At 70.7% G+C, this 16,862-nt stretch carries 9 protein-coding genes; 6 read left to right on the top strand and 3 right to left on the bottom strand.

Annotated features, from left to right (window positions below):
- Positions 1–171: 171 nt before the first annotated feature.
- Positions 172–1,248, bottom strand: a complete 1,077-nt coding sequence (locus tag ABD343_RS23670; protein ID WP_344531308.1) for an inositol-3-phosphate synthase — start codon at positions 1,246–1,248, stop codon at positions 172–174.
- Between the two features lie 52 nt (positions 1,249–1,300).
- Entirely contained in the window at positions 1,301–1,894 is a 594-nt protein-coding gene (locus ABD343_RS23665; protein ID WP_344531307.1) for a PadR family transcriptional regulator, read from the bottom strand.
- A 383-nt stretch (positions 1,895–2,277) separates the two neighbouring features.
- Between ABD343_RS23665 and ABD343_RS23660 the strand changes: the two genes are divergently transcribed.
- The 3 genes from ABD343_RS23660 (at position 2,278) to ABD343_RS23650 (ending at position 7,962) form a co-directional block, all read left to right on the top strand.
- Positions 2,278–4,971, top strand: coding sequence for a transglycosylase domain-containing protein (locus ABD343_RS23660; protein ID WP_344531306.1), 2,694 nt, complete (start codon positions 2,278–2,280; stop codon positions 4,969–4,971).
- Between the two features lie 99 nt (positions 4,972–5,070).
- On the top strand, positions 5,071–6,552 hold the full coding sequence (locus tag ABD343_RS23655; RefSeq protein WP_344531305.1) for a glycosyltransferase family 87 protein: 1,482 nt from the start codon (positions 5,071–5,073) through the stop codon (positions 6,550–6,552).
- A gap of 96 nt (positions 6,553–6,648) precedes the next feature.
- Complete coding sequence (locus ABD343_RS23650) at positions 6,649–7,962, top strand: MFS transporter (RefSeq protein ID WP_344531304.1); 1,314 nt, start codon at positions 6,649–6,651, stop codon at positions 7,960–7,962.
- Here the strand turns inward: ABD343_RS23650 and ABD343_RS23645 are convergent.
- Positions 7,931–9,421, bottom strand: coding sequence for a CCA tRNA nucleotidyltransferase (locus ABD343_RS23645; RefSeq protein ID WP_344531303.1), 1,491 nt, complete (start codon positions 9,419–9,421; stop codon positions 7,931–7,933). The two genes, ABD343_RS23650 and ABD343_RS23645, sit on opposite strands and share 32 nt — an antisense overlap.
- 178 nt (positions 9,422–9,599) lie before the next feature.
- Between ABD343_RS23645 and ABD343_RS23640 the strand changes: the two genes are divergently transcribed.
- From ABD343_RS23640 to ABD343_RS23630, 3 genes are all read left to right on the top strand, one after another.
- Complete coding sequence (locus ABD343_RS23640; RefSeq protein ID WP_344531302.1) at positions 9,600–12,143, top strand: DUF6049 family protein; 2,544 nt, start codon at positions 9,600–9,602, stop codon at positions 12,141–12,143.
- Positions 12,144–12,174: 31 nt separating this feature from the next.
- Entirely contained in the window at positions 12,175–14,718 is a 2,544-nt protein-coding gene (gene murJ, locus ABD343_RS23635) for a murein biosynthesis integral membrane protein MurJ (RefSeq protein ID WP_344531301.1), read from the top strand.
- Positions 14,719–14,836: 118 nt separating this feature from the next.
- Complete coding sequence (locus tag ABD343_RS23630) at positions 14,837–16,849, top strand: hypothetical protein (protein WP_344531300.1); 2,013 nt, start codon at positions 14,837–14,839, stop codon at positions 16,847–16,849.
- Positions 16,850–16,862: the final 13 nt, after the last annotated feature.

Here is a 16,862-nt window from a genome sequence, read left to right as displayed (position 1 = left end):
GCAGTTCCCCGCGCCCCTTGAGGCCAAAGGGGCGCGGGGAACTGCGCGCGCAACCACGACACAGCCGCAGACTGCGGGGGAACAGCAAGGGGCATCCCCTGCTCAGGAATGCCGACAGGGGCCAGGGGACCGTAGTCCCCGGCCCCTGTCGCGGCTGGGCTCAGCGCGGCGTCACGCCTTGCCGTCGATGAAGTCCTGCACGTTCTGCCGGGCCTGGTCGTCGAAGTACTGGACCGGCGGGGACTTCATGAAGTACGAGGACGCGGAGAGGATCGGGCCGCCGATGCCGCGGTCCTTGGCGATCTTCGCGGCGCGGAGCGCGTCGATGATGACGCCGGCGGAGTTGGGGGAGTCCCAGACCTCCAGCTTGTACTCCAGGTTCAGCGGGACGTCACCGAAGGCGCGGCCCTCCAGGCGGACGTAGGCCCACTTGCGGTCGTCGAGCCACGCGACCCAGTCGGAGGGGCCGATGTGGACGTTGCCCTCGCCGAGGTCCCGGTCGGGGATCTGGGAGGTGACGGCCTGGGTCTTGGAGATCTTCTTGGACTCCAGGCGCTCGCGCTCCAGCATGTTCTTGAAGTCCATGTTGCCGCCGACGTTGAGCTGCATCGTGCGGTCGAGGATGACGCCGCGGTCCTCGAAGAGCTTGGCGAGGACGCGGTGCGTGATGGTGGCGCCGACCTGGGACTTGATGTCGTCACCGACGATCGGCACGCCGGCCTCGGTGAACTTGTCGGCCCACTCCTTGGTCCCGGCGATGAAGACCGGGAGCGCGTTGACGAAGGCGACGCCCGCGTCGATGGCGCACTGGGCGTAGAACTCGACGGCCGCCTGGGAGCCCACCGGGAGGTAGCAGATCAGGACGTCGGCCTCGGTGTCCCTGAGGGCCTGGACGACGTCGACGGGCTGGGCGTCGGACTCCTCGATGGTCTCGCGGTAGTACTTGCCGAGGCCGTCGTAGGTGTGGCCGCGCTGGACGCTGATGCCCGTGGGCGGCACGTCGCACAGCTTGATGGTGTTGTTCTCGCTGGCGCCGATGGCGTCGGCGAGGTCGAGGCCCACCTTCTTGCCGTCGACGTCGAACGCGGCGACGAACTCGATGTCGCGCACGTGGTATTCGCCGAACTGCACATGCATCAGTCCGGGCACCTTGGTGCCGGAGTCGGCGTCCTTGTAGTACTCGACGCCCTGGACCAGCGAGGCGGCGCAGTTGCCGACGCCAGCGATGGCTACGCGAACCGAACCCATTCCGGTTGCTCCCTGTGTGTGTTCTCGATGAGGTCCCGCTCGCGCGGAGCCCTCATGTGTCGGTGTCGTCGGAGCGCTGATCGCGCCCTGCCCGCTCGCTCTCGATGAGCTCGTTGAGCCAGCGGACCTCGCGCTCCACGGATTCCATGCCGTGCCGCTGGAGTTCGAGGGTGTAGTCGTCGAGGCGCTCGCGCGTACGGGCGAGGGAAGCGCGCATCTTGGCGAGCCGCTCCTCCAGCCGGCTGCGACGGCCTTCCAGCACGCGCATACGGACGTCGCGTGAGGTCTGGCCGAAGAAGGCGAAGCGGATCCCGAAGTGCTCGTCCTCCCAGGCATCGGGGCCCGTCTGGGAGAGCAACTCCTCGAAGTGCTCCTTGCCTTCGGCCGTCAGCCGATAAACGATCTTCGCCCGGCGCCCGGCGAGCGGGGCCGCCGCGGACGGTTCCTCCGGCGGAGTGCCGGACTCCTCCACGATCCAGCCGCGCGTGACGAGCGCTTTGAGGCAGGGGTAGAGCGAGCCGTAGCTGAAGGCGCGGAAGACGCCGAGCGAGGTGTTGAGCCGCTTGCGCAACTCGTAACCGTGCATCGGGGATTCGCGGAGCAGACCGAGGACGGCGAACTCGAGAATGCCGGAGCGCCTGCTCATCGTCCGCCTCACCTCCGTCGTACTGCCGCGCCGATGTCGAGCCGATGTATCGAGTCGATACATCTCGACGATAGAACGCGCTGACGGGTGCGACAAGTGGGGGTCCGGTGAGGGGGCTCACATCACTGATTCACCGCAGAAGCTTTGCGTCGATTGAGGCGAATACGCCGTAAGGAGGGTTTTGGAGCTGCGTAGTCTGTCCGCGTGCAGACCACCACTGGGAACCGTGCGGCGCGAGTGAGCGTCCTCGTCCCGGGTGCAGTGCGCTCGGCTCCAGCGGCTCGGGGGATTCCGTGGCCGCGGTTCTGGCGTACTCGGGGGGACCAGAAGTCAACTGCCACCTTCAGGCGCATGGGCCGCCTGCCCGAGGAGTAGCTGTTCCAATGAGCGAGCACCGTCGAAAGCCGCCGCAGGGGCGCGGCCGACGCGCAGCCCAGCCACCGCCGTCGTCAGGTCGCCGCGCGGCGGCTCCGCGCGGCGCCAGCCCGAGTTCGGCCGGGAGCCGCGCGGCGTCCCGGAGAGGGCTGCCCCAGGGCGGCGCCGAAGGGGCTGGAGGGGCGCGCCGGGCGCGCGCCGGGGGCGGATACGGCGGGTCGCGTGGCCCGCGCGGACGCGGGCGCCCCGCACCGCAGCGCAAGCGCTGGTTCGACTACCCGCGGTCGGACAAGGACGGCCTGCGGCGGTTCGTACCGTCGTGGAAGCAGGTCCTGGGGATCTGCTTCGGCTTCTTCGCGCTGATGATCGGTCTGACGGGCATCGCGCTGGCGATGGTGGACGTGCCGGACCCCAACGCGGCGGCGAAGCAGCAGAAGAACGTCTACTACTGGGCCAACGGCAAGCAGATGGTCGTCGCCGGCGGCGGTGACCACAACCGGCAGATCGTCCCGCTCTCGCAGATCCCCGAGTCGATGCAGCACGCGGTGATCGCGGCGGAGAACGAGTCGTTCTACGAGGACAGCGGCGTCGACCCGATGGGCATCGCGCGCGCCGTCGGCAAGATGGCGCTGGGCGGCGAGACCCAGTCGGGCTCGACGATCACGCAGCAGTACGTGAAGAACACCTACCTCGACCAGTCGCAGACCCTCACGCGCAAGGCCAAGGAGCTGTTCATCTCGATAAAGGTGGGCGCGACCGAGGAGAAGCCGGACATCCTCGCGGGCTACCTGAACACCGCGTACTACGGGCGTGGCGCGTACGGCATCCAGGCGGCCGCGCAGGCGTACTTCCGCAAAGACTCCTCGGACCTGACGGCGAGTGAGGGCGCGTTCCTGGCGGCGACGCTGAACGGCCCGAACCTGTACGACCCGGCGGGCGGCGTCGGCTCGGCGGCGACCCGGGAGAAGAACACCGCCCGGGCCGAGAACCGCTGGGCCTGGACGCTCAAGCGCGAGGTCGAGACCGGCAAGATGACGGACGCCACGCGCGACAAGATCATCAAGAAGGGATTCCCCCACCCGAAGCCCCCGACGAAGTCGACGGAGCTGAAGGGCCAGAAGGGCTATCTCGTCGAGATGGCGAACAACTACATCGCCAACAACCCCAAGAGCGGCATCTCCAAACGCCAGCTCGAACAGGGCGGCTACCGGATCTACACCACCTTCAGCCAGAAGAAGACCATGGAGCTGAAGAAGGCCGTCGAGGACGTCAAGAAGAAGAACATCGATCCGGACAAGCGCGACGTGGACCACCACGTCCAGTTCGGCGGGGCGTCAGTGAAGCCGGGCGACGGCGCGATCGAGGCGATCTACGGCGGTGAGGACGCCACCAAGCACTTCACCAACAACGCCGACTACACGGGCGTCCAGGTCGGCTCGACGTTCAAGCCCTTCGTGATGGCCGCGGCGATGCGCGACGGCGTCCGCAACCCGGACCTGGGCCCGACGCAGAGCACCGAGCAGCGCAAGCAGGTCTCGCCGAAGAGCGTCTACAACGGCAACAACAAGATCAAGCTGCGCGACTACAACGGCGAGGTCTGGACCGACAAGGACGGAAGGGAGTGGCACCAGAAGAACGACGGCAACGAGAACCGCGGGATGATCGACCTGCGGACGGCGATGCAGTACTCGGTGAACACCCCCTTCATCCAGCTCGGCATGGACGTCGGCACCGACAAGGTGCGCGAGGCGGCCCTGGACGCGGGCGTCACCAAGGACAGCCTGGCCCGTACGACGCCGACGTTCTCGCTGGGCACCTCGGCGCCGAGCGCGATCCGGATGGCCAACGCGTACGCGACGTTCGCCAAGAGCGGCGTCCGCGCCGAGCCGTACTCGGTGAAGAAGGTCGTCCGCAAGGGCGCGGTCGAGTTCCGCCCCGAGAAGCAGGAGCGGAACACCTTCAACCCGGCGGTGGCGGACAACATCACCAACATGCTGGAGACGGTCGTCCAGAAGGGCACCGGCACGGCGGCCAAGGCGCTGGGCCGCCCGGCGGCGGGCAAGACGGGTACGACGGACGACAACAAGTCGGCGTGGTTCACCGGCTACACCCCGCAGCTCTCGACCTCGATCGGCATGTGGCGGGTCAACGACAAGGCCAAGTCGCAGAAGTTCCTGAAGATGTACGGCGTGGGCGGCCAGAAGTCGATCCACGGCGCGTCCTTCCCGGCCGAGATCTGGACCAAGTACATGAAGGGCGCGCTGGCCGGAGAGCCGGTCAAGTCCTTCCCGGTCCCGAGCCCGATCGGCGAGAAGGTCTTCGGCGACGGCGCCAGCCCGTCCCCGACGCCGACCCCGGAGGAGACGCCCTCGGAGGAGACCCCCTCGGAGAAGCCGTCCGAGAAGCCCTCGGAGAAGCCCTCGAAGCCGGAGAAGCCGGACCCCTCGGAGTCCTGCAAGCCGCACGAGGAGCCCTGCGAGCCCGACGGGGGCCAGGACAACGGCGGCCAGGAGCCGCCCCCGGTGATCGGCGGCAACGACCAGGGCGGCGCCGCGAACGGCGGGGCCGACCAGGGCCAGGCCGACGGCGGTGCCAACGGCGGCGACCCGGGCGGCGCGAACGGCGGTGATCCCGGCGGCGCCAACGGTGGCGAAACGGGCGAGTGGTGGGGCGGCCCCAGCGCACAGTCGCGCAGGGACTGACACCACCCGGCACAGCGGTACGGAACGGGGCGCCCCCGGCTCGTAGGACGAGCCGGGGGCGCCTTCGTACGACGTGCGCCGTGCGGCAGGATGTGGGCCATGACGAACGCCAGCGCGTACGTACGCCCCACCGAGCAGGACGAGGTCGCCGCCGCCGGCAGCGAGCTGATCGGCGGCCCCCAGGGGCGGCGGGCGCTGAGCGGACTGCCGGGCACCTGGTGGACGCCGCTGCGGGTGATCGCGCTCGCCGCCATCGGGATGTACGCGCTGGGCATGGTGCAGAAGCTGCCCTGCTACGACGGCAGTTGGTTCTCGGGCCAGACCGCGCAGTACGTCCACGCCTGCTACTCCGACATCCCGCACCTCTACAACGGGCGCGGCTTCGCCGACGGCCTCGTCCCCTACTTCCAGCGCATCCCCGACGACGTCTCGGGCGGCATGGACTACCTGGAGTACCCGGTCCTGACGGGCGCGTTCATGTGGCTCGCGGGCAAGCTGACGTTCGGCGCCGGGGGGATCCAGCGCGAGGAGCAGCTCTACTGGCTGGTGAACGCCGGGATGCTGATGGTGTGCGCCGTCGTGCTGGTGGTCTGCGTGGCGCGTACGCACCGGAACCGGCCCTGGGACGGGCTGCTGGTCGCCCTCGCGCCCACGCTGGCGCTGACGGCGACGATCAACTGGGACCTGCTGGCGGTGGCGCTGACGGCCGCGGGGATGCTGCTGTGGTCGCGCGAACGGACGCTGGCCTCCGGAGTGCTGCTGGGCCTGGCGACGGCGGCGAAGCTCTACCCGGGGCTGCTGCTGGGGGCGCTGCTGGTGCTGTGCTGGCGCGCGGGCACCTGGCGCGCCTTCGGCCGCGCGCTGGGCGGGGCGGCCGGCGCGTGGGCGGTCGTGAACGTGCCGGTGATGCTGTTCGCGTGGGACGGCTGGTCGAAGTTCTACCGCTTCAGCCAGGAACGCCCGGTGGACTTCGGGTCGGTCTGGCTCATCATCCAGCAGCGCACCGGACACTCGTTCGAGGGCGCCAATACGTACGCCACGCTGCTGATGGCCGTCGGCTGCGCGGCCATCGCCGCGCTCGCCTTCTACGCCCCCCGGCGTCCCCGCTTCGCCCAGCTCGCCTTCCTGGTCATCGCGCTGTTCATCCTGACCAACAAGGTCTACTCCCCGCAGTACGTGCTCTGGCTGATCCCCCTCGCCGTGCTCGCCCGGCCCAAGTGGCGTGATTTCCTGATCTGGCAGGGCTGCGAGGCGCTCTACTTCCTCGGTATCTGGATGTACCTCGCGTACACGGGCAGCGGCGACAAGCACCAGGGGCTCCCGGCCGAGGGCTACCAGGTCGTGATCCTGATCCATCTGCTCGGCACGCTCTACCTCTGCGCCGTCATCGTCCGCGACGCGCTGCTCCCCGAGCACGACCCCGTACGCCGCGACGGCTCCGACGACCCCGGCGGCGGCGTCCTGGACCGCGCCCCCGACGTCTTCGCCCTCAGCCGCCACCCGCTCCACGAACGGCAAGCGGATGCCGGGGGAGCCGAGGGAGCCGGGGCCCCGGTGAAGTGGGGCGCGCGGCCTCGCTAGTGGACGCTGGTGGGCGAGGCCGCGCGAGGGTGCGCGATCCCGCTGGAGCGTTGTTTCACGTGAAACCGAGCCACGTCCCTGTGTGAGGGTGTACGCATGCGCGCCGTCCAAGACCTCCGCACCCTGCTCCGCTTCCCCGGTTTCCGCCGGCTGCTGACGGTGCGGCTGCTCTCCCAACTCGCCGACGGGGTCTACCAGGTCGCGCTCGCCGCCTACGTCGTTTTCTCCCCCGAGAAGGAGACCTCGCCCGCCGCCATCGCCTCCGCCATGGCCGTGCTGCTGCTCCCCTACTCACTGCTCGGCCCCTTCGCCGGGGTCCTCCTCGACCGCTGGCTGCGCCGCCAGGTCCTCTTCTACGGCAACCTGCTGCGGGCCGCCCTCGCCTCCGTCACCGCCGCTCTGGTGCTCGCCTCGGTGCCGGTGTGGCTCGTCTTCCTCTCCGCGCTGACGGTCACGGCCGTCAACCGCTTCGTCCTCGCCGGCCTCTCCGCCGCGCTGCCCCGCGTCGTCGACGACGAGCGGCTCGTGCTGGCCAACTCCCTCTCCCCGACCGCCGGAACGCTCGCCGCGACCCTCGGCGGAGGCGTGGCCTTCCTCGTCCGGCTCGTGGTCCCCGAGGGCGGACGGCACGCCGACACCCTCGTCCTCGTCACGGGAGCGGGGATCTACCTGCTGTCGGCGTTCGCCTCGCTCCGCATGGGCAAGGAGCTGCTCGGCCCCGACGCCTCCGAGGTCCAGCCCCGTATCCGTGCCGCGCTCGCGAGCACCGCCCGGGGACTGCTCGCCGGGTTCCGGCACCTCGGGGAGCGCCGCCCGGCCGCGTACGCGCTGACGGCCGCCGCGCTGATGCGGTTCTGCTACGGGGCGCTGACGGTCACGGTGCTGATGCTCTGCCGGTACGCCTGGAACGAGGGCGGCGACGCCGACGAGGGGCTCGGGCTGCTCGGCGTCGCGGTCGGCCTCTCGGGGCTCGGCTTCTTCGCGGCGGCCGTGCTCTCGCCCTGGGGCGTCGGGCGTGCGGGCGTCTTCGGCTGGATGGCGCTGTCCGCGGGCGTCGCCGCCGTACTGGAGCCCGTGCTGGGCCTGCCCTTCGAACCGGTGCCGATACTGATCGCCGCGTTCGTCCTCGGCATGGTCACCCAGGCCGCGAAGATCGCCACGGACACCGTCGTCCAGACCACGGTGGACGATGCCTACCGGGGCCGGGTCTTCTCCCTCTACGACATGCTCTACAACGTCGCGTTCGTCGGCGCCGCCGGTGCCGCGGCCGTGATGCTGCCCCCGGACGGCCGCTCGGCGGTCCTCGTGGTGGGGGTGGCGGTGCTGTACGCGGCGCTCGCGCTCGCGTTGTTTCACGTGAAACAGGCGGAGAAGAGCGTCAGCCCTCCTGCGTCGCCCACCACTCCTTGAGGGCAGCGGCCGCCGCGTCGTGCTCCATCGGGCCGTGCTCCAGGCGCAGCTCCAGCAGGTGCTTGTACGCGCGGCCGACCTCCGGGCCCGGCGGGATGCCGAGGATCCGCATGATCTCGTTGCCGTCGAGGTCCGGGCGGATCGCGTCCAGCTCCTCCTGCTCCTGGAGCCGCGCGATGCGCTCCTCCAGCCCGTCGTAGGCGCGGGAGAGCGCGTTGGCCTTGCGCTTGTTGCGGGTCGTGCAGTCGGAGCGCGTCAGCTTGTGCAGCCGCTCCAGGAGAGGGCCCGCGTCGCGGACGTAGCGGCGGACCGCGGAGTCCGTCCACTCGCCGGTGCCGTAGCCGTGGAAGCGCAGGTGCAGCTCGACGAGGCGCGAGACATCCTTGATCATCTCGCTGGGGTACTTCAGCGCCGTCATCCGCTTCTTGGTCATCTTGGCGCCGACCACCTCGTGATGGTGGAAGGAGACGCGGCCGTCCTTCTCGAAGCGGCGCGTCCTCGGCTTGCCGATGTCGTGCAGCAGCGCCGCCAGCCGCAGCGTCAGGTCGGGCCCGTCCTCCTCCAGGTCGATCGCCTGGTCCAGAACGGTCAGCGAGTGCTCGTAGACATCCTTGTGCCGGTGGTGCTCGTCCCGCTCCAGACGCAGCGCGGGGATCTCGGGCAGCACGCGGTCCGCGAGCCCGGTGTCCACCAGCAGCCGCAGGCCCTTACGGGGGTGCGCGGAGACCAGCAGCTTGTTCAGCTCGTCCCGGACGCGCTCGGCGGAGACGATGTCGATGCGCTCGGCCATCTCCTTCATCGCCGCGACCACCTCGGGATCGACCTCGAAGTCGAGCTGCGCGGCGAAGCGCGCGGCGCGCATCATCCGCAGCGGGTCGTCGGAGAAGGAGGACTGCGGGGTGCCGGGCGTACGCAGCCGTCGGGCGGCGAGGTCCTCCAGGCCGCCGTGCGGATCGACGAAGGTCTTGCCGGGCAGCGACACCGCCATCGCGTTCACGGTGAAGTCGCGGCGGACGAGGTCCTCCTCGATGGTGTCGCCGTAGGACACCTCGGGCTTCCGCGAGGTCCGGTCGTACACCTCCGACCGATACGTCGTCACTTCGAGGACAAAGTCGGATTTCTTGATCCCTACCGTGCCGAAGGCGATCCCGACCTCCCACACCGCGTCGGCCCACGGCCGGACGATCGTCAGCACGTCCTCGGGACGGGCGTCGGTGGTGAAGTCCAGATCGTTGCCGAGCCGGCCCAGCAGCGCGTCCCGTACCGAGCCGCCGACCAGGGCGAGCCGGAAACCGGCCTGCTCGAAGCGGCGGGCGAGATCGTCCGCCACGGGGGAGACCCGCAGCAGCTCGCTCACGGCGCGGCGCTGCACCGCGCTGAGCTGCTCCGGCGCGGGCTGGGCCGGCGAGGCGGGCGCGGCTGACAGGGGACGCTGGCTGTCACTGTTGGCGTTCGGCACAACAGCACAGGGTACGTTGCCACCCCCGTCACGAGGCCACCCGATCATGTGGTGGAAGGCGCGGCACTTCCACCCTCCAGGCATCGTTACCATCAGGGATTCAGAACGACGGACCGACCACCCAGACCAAGCACGACTTCTGCGACTTCCACGACGACACGACGGGACGGATCAGCGCGTGGCCGAGGCGGCTGAGAGTCAGGCTCCCCCGGGACCCGGGCGGAACGGAAGGATCTCCGCCCCCACCCGACGCTGGGCACGACGTACGGCCTCTGCCCTGGCCCTCTCCCTCGCGGCCCTCGCGCCGGGCCTCCCCGCGCCCGCCGCGCAGGCGGCGGCCCCGCAGGCCGCCCCCGCGGCCCCTGCGGCTCCCCAGGCGGCCCCGAAGGCTCCCCAGGCCCCGGTGACCTCCGGTACACAGGCGGCCACGAAGGCACCCGCGGCGGGCAGCGGCACCGGCTCCCGCAGCGCCGAGGTCTCGGTGAATTCGGTCACCCCCACTGTCCCCGAGAACGGCGACACGCTCACTCTCACCGGCACAGTCACCAACAACAGCAAGGCCACCATCGGCCGCGGCAGGATCGGCGTCCGGGTCGGCCCCTCCCTCGACAGCCGCAGCGCGATCGACCAGGCCGGGAAGCGCCAGGGCTACCTCTCCGGCGCCGACGGCACCGAGGTCGACAGGAAGTACGCGGTGAAGGCCGGCACCCTCCCCCCGGGGATCAGCCGCCCCTTCACCCTGAAGGTCCCGGTCAGCGCCCTGCGCCTGAGCGCCGACGGGGTCTACCAGCTCGGCGTCTCCCTCAGCGGCCAGACCAGGGCCCGCCCGTACGAGCAGATCCTCGGCATCGGCCGTACGTTCCTGCCCTGGCAGGAAGGCGCGTCCGGCAAGAAGACCGAGCTGACGTATCTGTGGCCGCTGATCTCCAGCACCCATATGACGGCCCGCACCGAGTCGGACGAGCAGCAGACGCCGGTCTTCCACGACGACACGCTCGTCAAGGAGCTGGCCCCCGGCGGGCGCCTCCAGCAGATGGTGGCGCTCGGCGAGGACCTGCCGATCACCTGGGTCATCGACCCGGACCTGCTGGCGACCGTCGACATGATGACCAAGCGGTACCGGGTGGAGAAGGAGGGCGGCGGGACCGTCGCGGGCAGGGGCCAGGAACACGCCAAGAAGTGGCTCGACGACCTCCAGCGCGCCGTGCGCGGCGAGGAGGTCGTCGCGCTCCCCTTCGCCGACCCCGACCTCGCCTCGCTGGCGCACCGGGGCCGCAGCGCCCCCGCCACCCTCAAGAACCTCAGCACCTCCACCGAGCGCGGCAAGCAGGCCGTCGACACGGTGCTGCACACCAAGCCCAGCACGGACTTCGCGTGGCCGGTCAACGGCGCGGTGGACTCCTCCATCGTCGACGTCGCGACCTCCGCCGGCGCGCACAACGTGATCTCGCGCAGCGACAGCATCCGCGACTCCTCCCTCTCCTACACGCCCACGTCGGCCCGCCCCATCGGCAGCGGCCACACGGCGCTGGTGGCCGACGCGCGGCTCTCCACGGCCTTCCAGGGCGACATGACGAACGCCCGCGCCTCGTCGCTCGCGGTGCAGGAGTTCATTGCCCAGTCGCTGTCCATCTCCCGCCAGGTGCCGACGCGGCAGCGGAGCATCCTCGTCGCGCCGCAGCGCACCCCGACCGCCTCGCAGGCCCAGGCGATGGCCGAGGGCATCCGCGCGCTCGACGAGAGCGGCCAGTGGACCGAGAGCTCCCGGCTCGAGGCCGCCGCCGAGGCCAAGCCCGACCCGGGCGCCGACCGGCGGGTGCCGGGCCCGTCCTCGTACCCGGCCTCGCTGCGCAGGGACGAGCTGCCGGTGTCGGCGTTCGAGCAGGTGCGGCAGACGCAGACGACGCTCGGCGACTTCAAGGTGATCCTCAGCCGCTCCGACCGCGTCGTCCCGCCGTTCGGCAGCGCCATAGACCGTGAGATCTCGACGTCCTGGCGCGGCAAGCCCCGCCCGGCCGCCGCCTTCCGCGACGCGGTGCAGGAGTATCTGCTCGACCTGAAGGGCCGCGTCCGGCTGATCAAGAAGTCGGACATCACGCTCTCGGGCCGCGAGGCCACCATCCCGGTGACCGTGCAGAACAACCTGGGACAGCGCGTCGACGGCCTCTATCTGGAGCTGGAGTCGGGCCGCCGCATCGGCCTGGACGTGGGCGAGGCCAAGCCGATCAAGGTGGACGGCGGGCACAGCCAGTCGGTCAAGTTCGACACCACGGCCAAGGCCAACGGACGGACTGTGGTCAAGGCCCAGCTCTACACCAAGGACCACAAGCCGTACGGCAAGCCGATGACGTTCCAGGTGAACGTCACCTCGATCACCGCGACCGTGCTCCTCGTCATCGCGGGCGGCGTCCTGCTGATGGTCCTCGCGGGCATTCGCATGTACACCCAGCGCAAGCGGAAGGGCCCGGCCCCTGACCCGGACGCACTGCTGGAGCAGAGCGAGGCGGAGGAACCCGGCGAGTCCGAGCCCAGGGAGTCCGGCGAGACCGAGTCCGAGTCCGGAGAGCCCGCGGAGTCGGACGAGGCCGGTGAGGCTGACGAGGCCGGTGAGAGCGGCGAGGCCGACGAGGCCGACGAGGCTGGTGCCGCGGGGGAGCCCGAGGGCGACACCGAGCCACAGAACGACAACCCCCCGGGCACGGGTGAGAAAGTGGACCGTTGAGTCAACCGGGCGAGCAGGGGCAGGGATCACCATGAACGCGCCGTACGACGGCGACCGGGGCCGTACCCCCGGCGACGATTCGGGGCAGCCGGAGGACCCCTACGTACGGGATGCGTACGCACACGATCCGTACGGGGACCGCGACCCGGCCGCGCAGGACCCGGTCGACGACGCGCTCTACGACCGCTCGGCGCACCCGCCCCCGCCGCCGGGCTCCGTTCCCGACCCGAACGCGCTCTACCAGCAGCCCCAACAGGGCCCGCACGCCCCGGACCCGCGCCGCTGGGCGGCCCCGCCCCCGCCCGAGCCCGAGGGCCCTTCCCGGAGGCTGCCGTACGGGGACGACCCCTCGACCGTGCAGTTCACGGGCGTCGACGAGCTGATCAGCGGAACTCCCGAGGCGGACCCGCACCGGAACCAGGGCGCTGGCCCGGGCGGGCAGGGGGGACTGGGCGGCCAAGGCGGACAGCCCGGTCAACAAGCCGGTCGGCCCGGTCATCCCGGTCAGGGCCCGCAGCCGACGCCCGATAGGGACGACGCGTTCGCGCACCTCTTCCGCGACCAGGGCCACCAGCCCCAGCACCCTCAGCAGCCGCACCACCCCCAGCAGTCCCAGCAGCCGCAGCCCCAGCCGCCCCACCAGGCGCAGCGGCCGCAGCAGCACGCCCCGTACCCCCCGCAGCAGCAGGCTCAGCACCGACCCCAGCAGCCTCCGCAGTCCCAGCCGCCCCACCAGTACCAGCAGCCGCAACAGCCCCAGCATCAGCCTCACCAGCAGCAGCCCGCGCCTGCGCAGCCGTATCCCCCGCAGGCGTATCCGCAGCAGCCGCCCTTCCAGCCCGGGGCGCCCGGGGCCGTCGAGGGGCCCAGCGACCTCACGATGAACCTCGGCACGGTCGTCCCGGGCGGCGAGCCGCCCGCGCCCGCCGCCCCCTCGGGCGGGGGCGGCGGCAAGGCCAGCTTCCTCAAGTCCAGCGCCATAATGGCCGCCGGAACCATGGTCTCGAAGCTGACCGGGTTCATCCGCTCGGCGATGATCGTCGCCGCGCTCGGCGGCGTCGGCATGCTCGGTGACGCCTACCAGGCCGCCATCATGCTCCCGACGATGATCTACATCCTCTCGGTCGGCGGCGGCCTGAACTCCGTCTTCGTGCCGCAGCTCGTGCGCGCCATGAAGGAGGACGGCGACGGAGGCGAGGCGTTCGCCAACCGGTTGCTGACGCTCGTCGCGGTGCTTCTCGGCGGTCTCGCGGTCGTCGCGGTGTTCGCCGCGCCGCTGCTGCTGCGCCTCGTCGCGCTCCCCATCGCCCGCGACCCGCAGGCCGGCGAGGTGGGCACCACCTTCATCCGCTACTGCATGCCGTCCATCTTCTTCATGGGCATCCATGTGGTGATGGGTCAGATCCTCAACGCGCGCGGCCGGTTCGGCGCGATGATGTGGACGCCGGTCCTCAACAACGTCGTGATCATCTCCGGCATCGGCATGTTCCTCGGCGTCTACGGCGCCTCCGGCAGCTCGCACCTCACCGTCAACACCATCCCGCCCGAGGGCGTACGCCTGCTGGGCGTGACCACACTGCTCGGCCTCATCGTCCAGTCGCTCGCGATGATCCCGTACCTGCGGGCCGTCGGCTTCCGCATCCGGCCCCGCTTCGACTGGCGCGGCCATGGCCTCGGCAAGTCCGCCAAACTCGCCAAGTGGACGATCCTGTTCGTGCTGGCCAACCAGGCGGGCGTGCTGGTCGTCTCCCAGCTCTCCACCGCCGTGGGCGCCAAGGGCGGCGACTCCGGAAGCTACCTCGCGTACTCCAACGCGCAGCTCATCTGGTCGATGCCGCAGTCCATCATCACGGTCTCGGTGATGGCCGCACTGCTCCCCCGCCTCTCCCGCGCCGCTGCCGACTCCGACACGGGCGCCGTGCGCGACGACATCTCGCAGGGCCTGCGCACCTCGGCCGTCGCCATCGTCCCGATCGCCTTCGGCTTCCTCGCCCTCGGCATCCCCATGTGCACGCTGATCTACGGCAGTTCCGGGATCGACTCGGCCCGCTCCGTGGGCTACATGGTGATGGCCTTCGGTGTCGGCCTCATCCCGTACTCCGTGCAGTACGTCGTGCTCCGTGCCTTCTACGCCTACGAGGACACCCGCACCCCCTTCTTCAACACGGTCATCGTCGCCGCCGTCAATGCCGCGGCCTCCGGGCTCTGCTACCTCCTCCTGCCCGCCCGCTGGGCCGTCGTCGGCATGGCGGCCTCCTACGGCCTCGCCTACATCAGCGGCGTCGGTGTCGCCTGGCGCAGGCTGCGCAAGCGGCTGGGGGGCGACCTGGACGGGCGGCACGTGGTGCGGACGTACATCCGGCTGGCGGGCGCGAGCGTCCCCGCGACGATCGTCGCCGGTGCCGCGGCGTACGGGCTGACCCAGGTCGTGGGCAGCGGAGTCTTCGGTTCTCTGATTTCTCTCCTCGTAGGAGGGATCGCATTGGGCGCGGTTTTCGTCCTAGCTGCGAAACGCATGCGAATCGAGGAGCTGACGGCCATGCTCGGCATGGTTCGCGCCAGGCTCGGACGATGAACCGGCGCATACAACCATCATTCGCCCCTGTGTGTCGTGCATAGCGGCGGACTGTAGGCACAATTGTTTTGGGCTGATTCAAAACCCGGCTGCAACGGATGGGGAGGCAGGAACGACGGTGGCGGAACGGAGCACAGCCGCTGTCGGCGTGGCAGAGACGAGCGGGGAGAACGGCGAGCCGCTGACCGTCCGGGAGGACGGGGCCACGAGCGACGGTGCGACGAACGGGCACGGCCGCAGCGGTGAGACCCCGGCGAAGGCGGCCGGTTCCCCGGGACCGGTGTCCCCAGGACCGGTATCCCCGGGCAAGAACGGAAGAGCCCGGGCCGCGGAGGCCACGGACCCCACAGAAGCCACAGATCCCCCGGATGCAGCAGAGCCGGGCACGGAGCCGGAATCCGAAGCGGAGTCCGCAGCGGACTCCCCGGCGGAATCCACGGAGCCCCAGGAGAACACGGACGCCGCCGAGAGCACCCAGGGCGACGAGAGCGGCACCGGCGACGCCGCCTCCGACACCGATACCGGCTCCGAGGCCACCTCGGGCGCCGGTTCCGACGCCGATGCCGACGCCGGGGATCCGCCCGTCGTCCCCGAACTGCACAGCGGCCACAAGCTCGCCCGCCGCTACCGCCTCGAAGAGTGCGTCACCCGTCTGGACGGCTTCAGCAGTTGGCGTGCCGTCGACGAGAAACTGCGCCGCGCCGTGGGCGTCCACGTCCTGCCCGCCGCCCACCCCCGCGCCCGTCAGGTCCTCGCCTCGGCACGCTCCGCCGCGCTCCTCGGCGACCCCCGTTTCGTCCAGGTCCTCGACGCGGTCGAGGAGGACGACCTGGTCTACGTCGTCCACGAGTGGCTGCCCGACGCCACTCCGCTGGACGAACTCCTCGCCGCCGGAGCGCTGGAGCCCCATGAGGCGTACCAGCTCGTTCTGCAGCTCTCCCAGGCCCTCACGGCCGCGCACCGCGAGGGCCTGGCCCATCTGCGGCTGACGCCGGCATGCGTGCTGCGTACGGGCGTCGGCCAGTACCGCATCCGCGGCCTCGCGGTGAACGCCGCTCTGCGCGGCGTCAAGAGCGACCACGCCCAGCGCGACGACACCGAGGCGATCGGCGCCCTGCTCTACGCCTCGCTCACCCAGCGCTGGCCGTACGAGGAGGACGCGCACGGGCTGCCCGGCGTCGGCACCCTCGCCAAGGGCACGCTGGTCGCGCCCGACCAGGTGCGCGCGGGCGTCCACCGGGGCCTCTCCACGCTCGCCATGCGGGCGCTCGTCAACGACGGGGCCACCGCCTCGCGCCAGGAGCAGCCCTGCGCCACCCCGGAGGAGCTGTCCAAGGCCGTCTCGGCGCTCCCCCGCATCCGCCCGCCGGAGACCGCGTTCACCGCCCCGGCGCCGTACCAGCGCACGGCCTACCAGCAGGGCACGTACGGCGCGGCCGGCGGCCAGGCCAACGGCACGGCGCACCCGGGCGGTCCCGCGAACCGCGCCGTCGCCGAGCAGCCTGCCCCGCCCGCCCTGCCGGGTCGCACCGGCAAGGTCCTCAAGTGGGGCGTCTCGGCGCTCCTCATCGCCGCGCTGGGGCTGGGCAGTTGGCAGGTCGCCGACGCGCTGCTGAAGGGCGAGCCGCCGAAGGAGAAGCCCAAGGCACCGGCGCAGGCGAACGACTCGGCACCGGTCGGCAAGCCCCTGAAGATCGTCGACGCCAAGGACTTCGACCCGGAGAGCCCCGACGGCTCCGAGAACCCGGACAAGGTCCCGGACGCCTACGACGGCGACCCCCAGACGTACTGGCTCACCAGCAAGTACATCGGGCACGCGACCTTCGGGAACCTGAAGTCCGGCGCGGGCATCGTCCTCGACCTCGGCAAGGCGCAGAGCGTCAGCAAGCTCAAGGTCGATTTCATCGGCAAGACCTCGGCCGACTTCCTCGCCGCTCCCAAGAACGTCACGTCGATGCCCAGCTCGCTGAGCCAGTTCTCCAAGGTCACCAGCGGCAACGGCGAGCACCTCAGCCTCAAGGCAAAGAAGCCGATCAAGACGCGTTACGTGCTCCTGTGGCTCACCAAGCTCCCGCTCTCCGACGACGGCAACTACCGTGGTCGCGTCACGGAGGTCCAGGTCGTCAGTTGAGACCGCGGACACC

Origin of the sequence: Streptomyces albiaxialis (assembly GCF_039530985.1) — a bacterium.
Classification (GTDB): Bacteria; Actinomycetota; Actinomycetes; order Streptomycetales; family Streptomycetaceae; genus Streptomyces; species Streptomyces albiaxialis.
The sequence above is the reverse complement of the archived record's forward strand: the minus strand, read 5'-3'. Positions and strand labels throughout refer to the sequence as shown.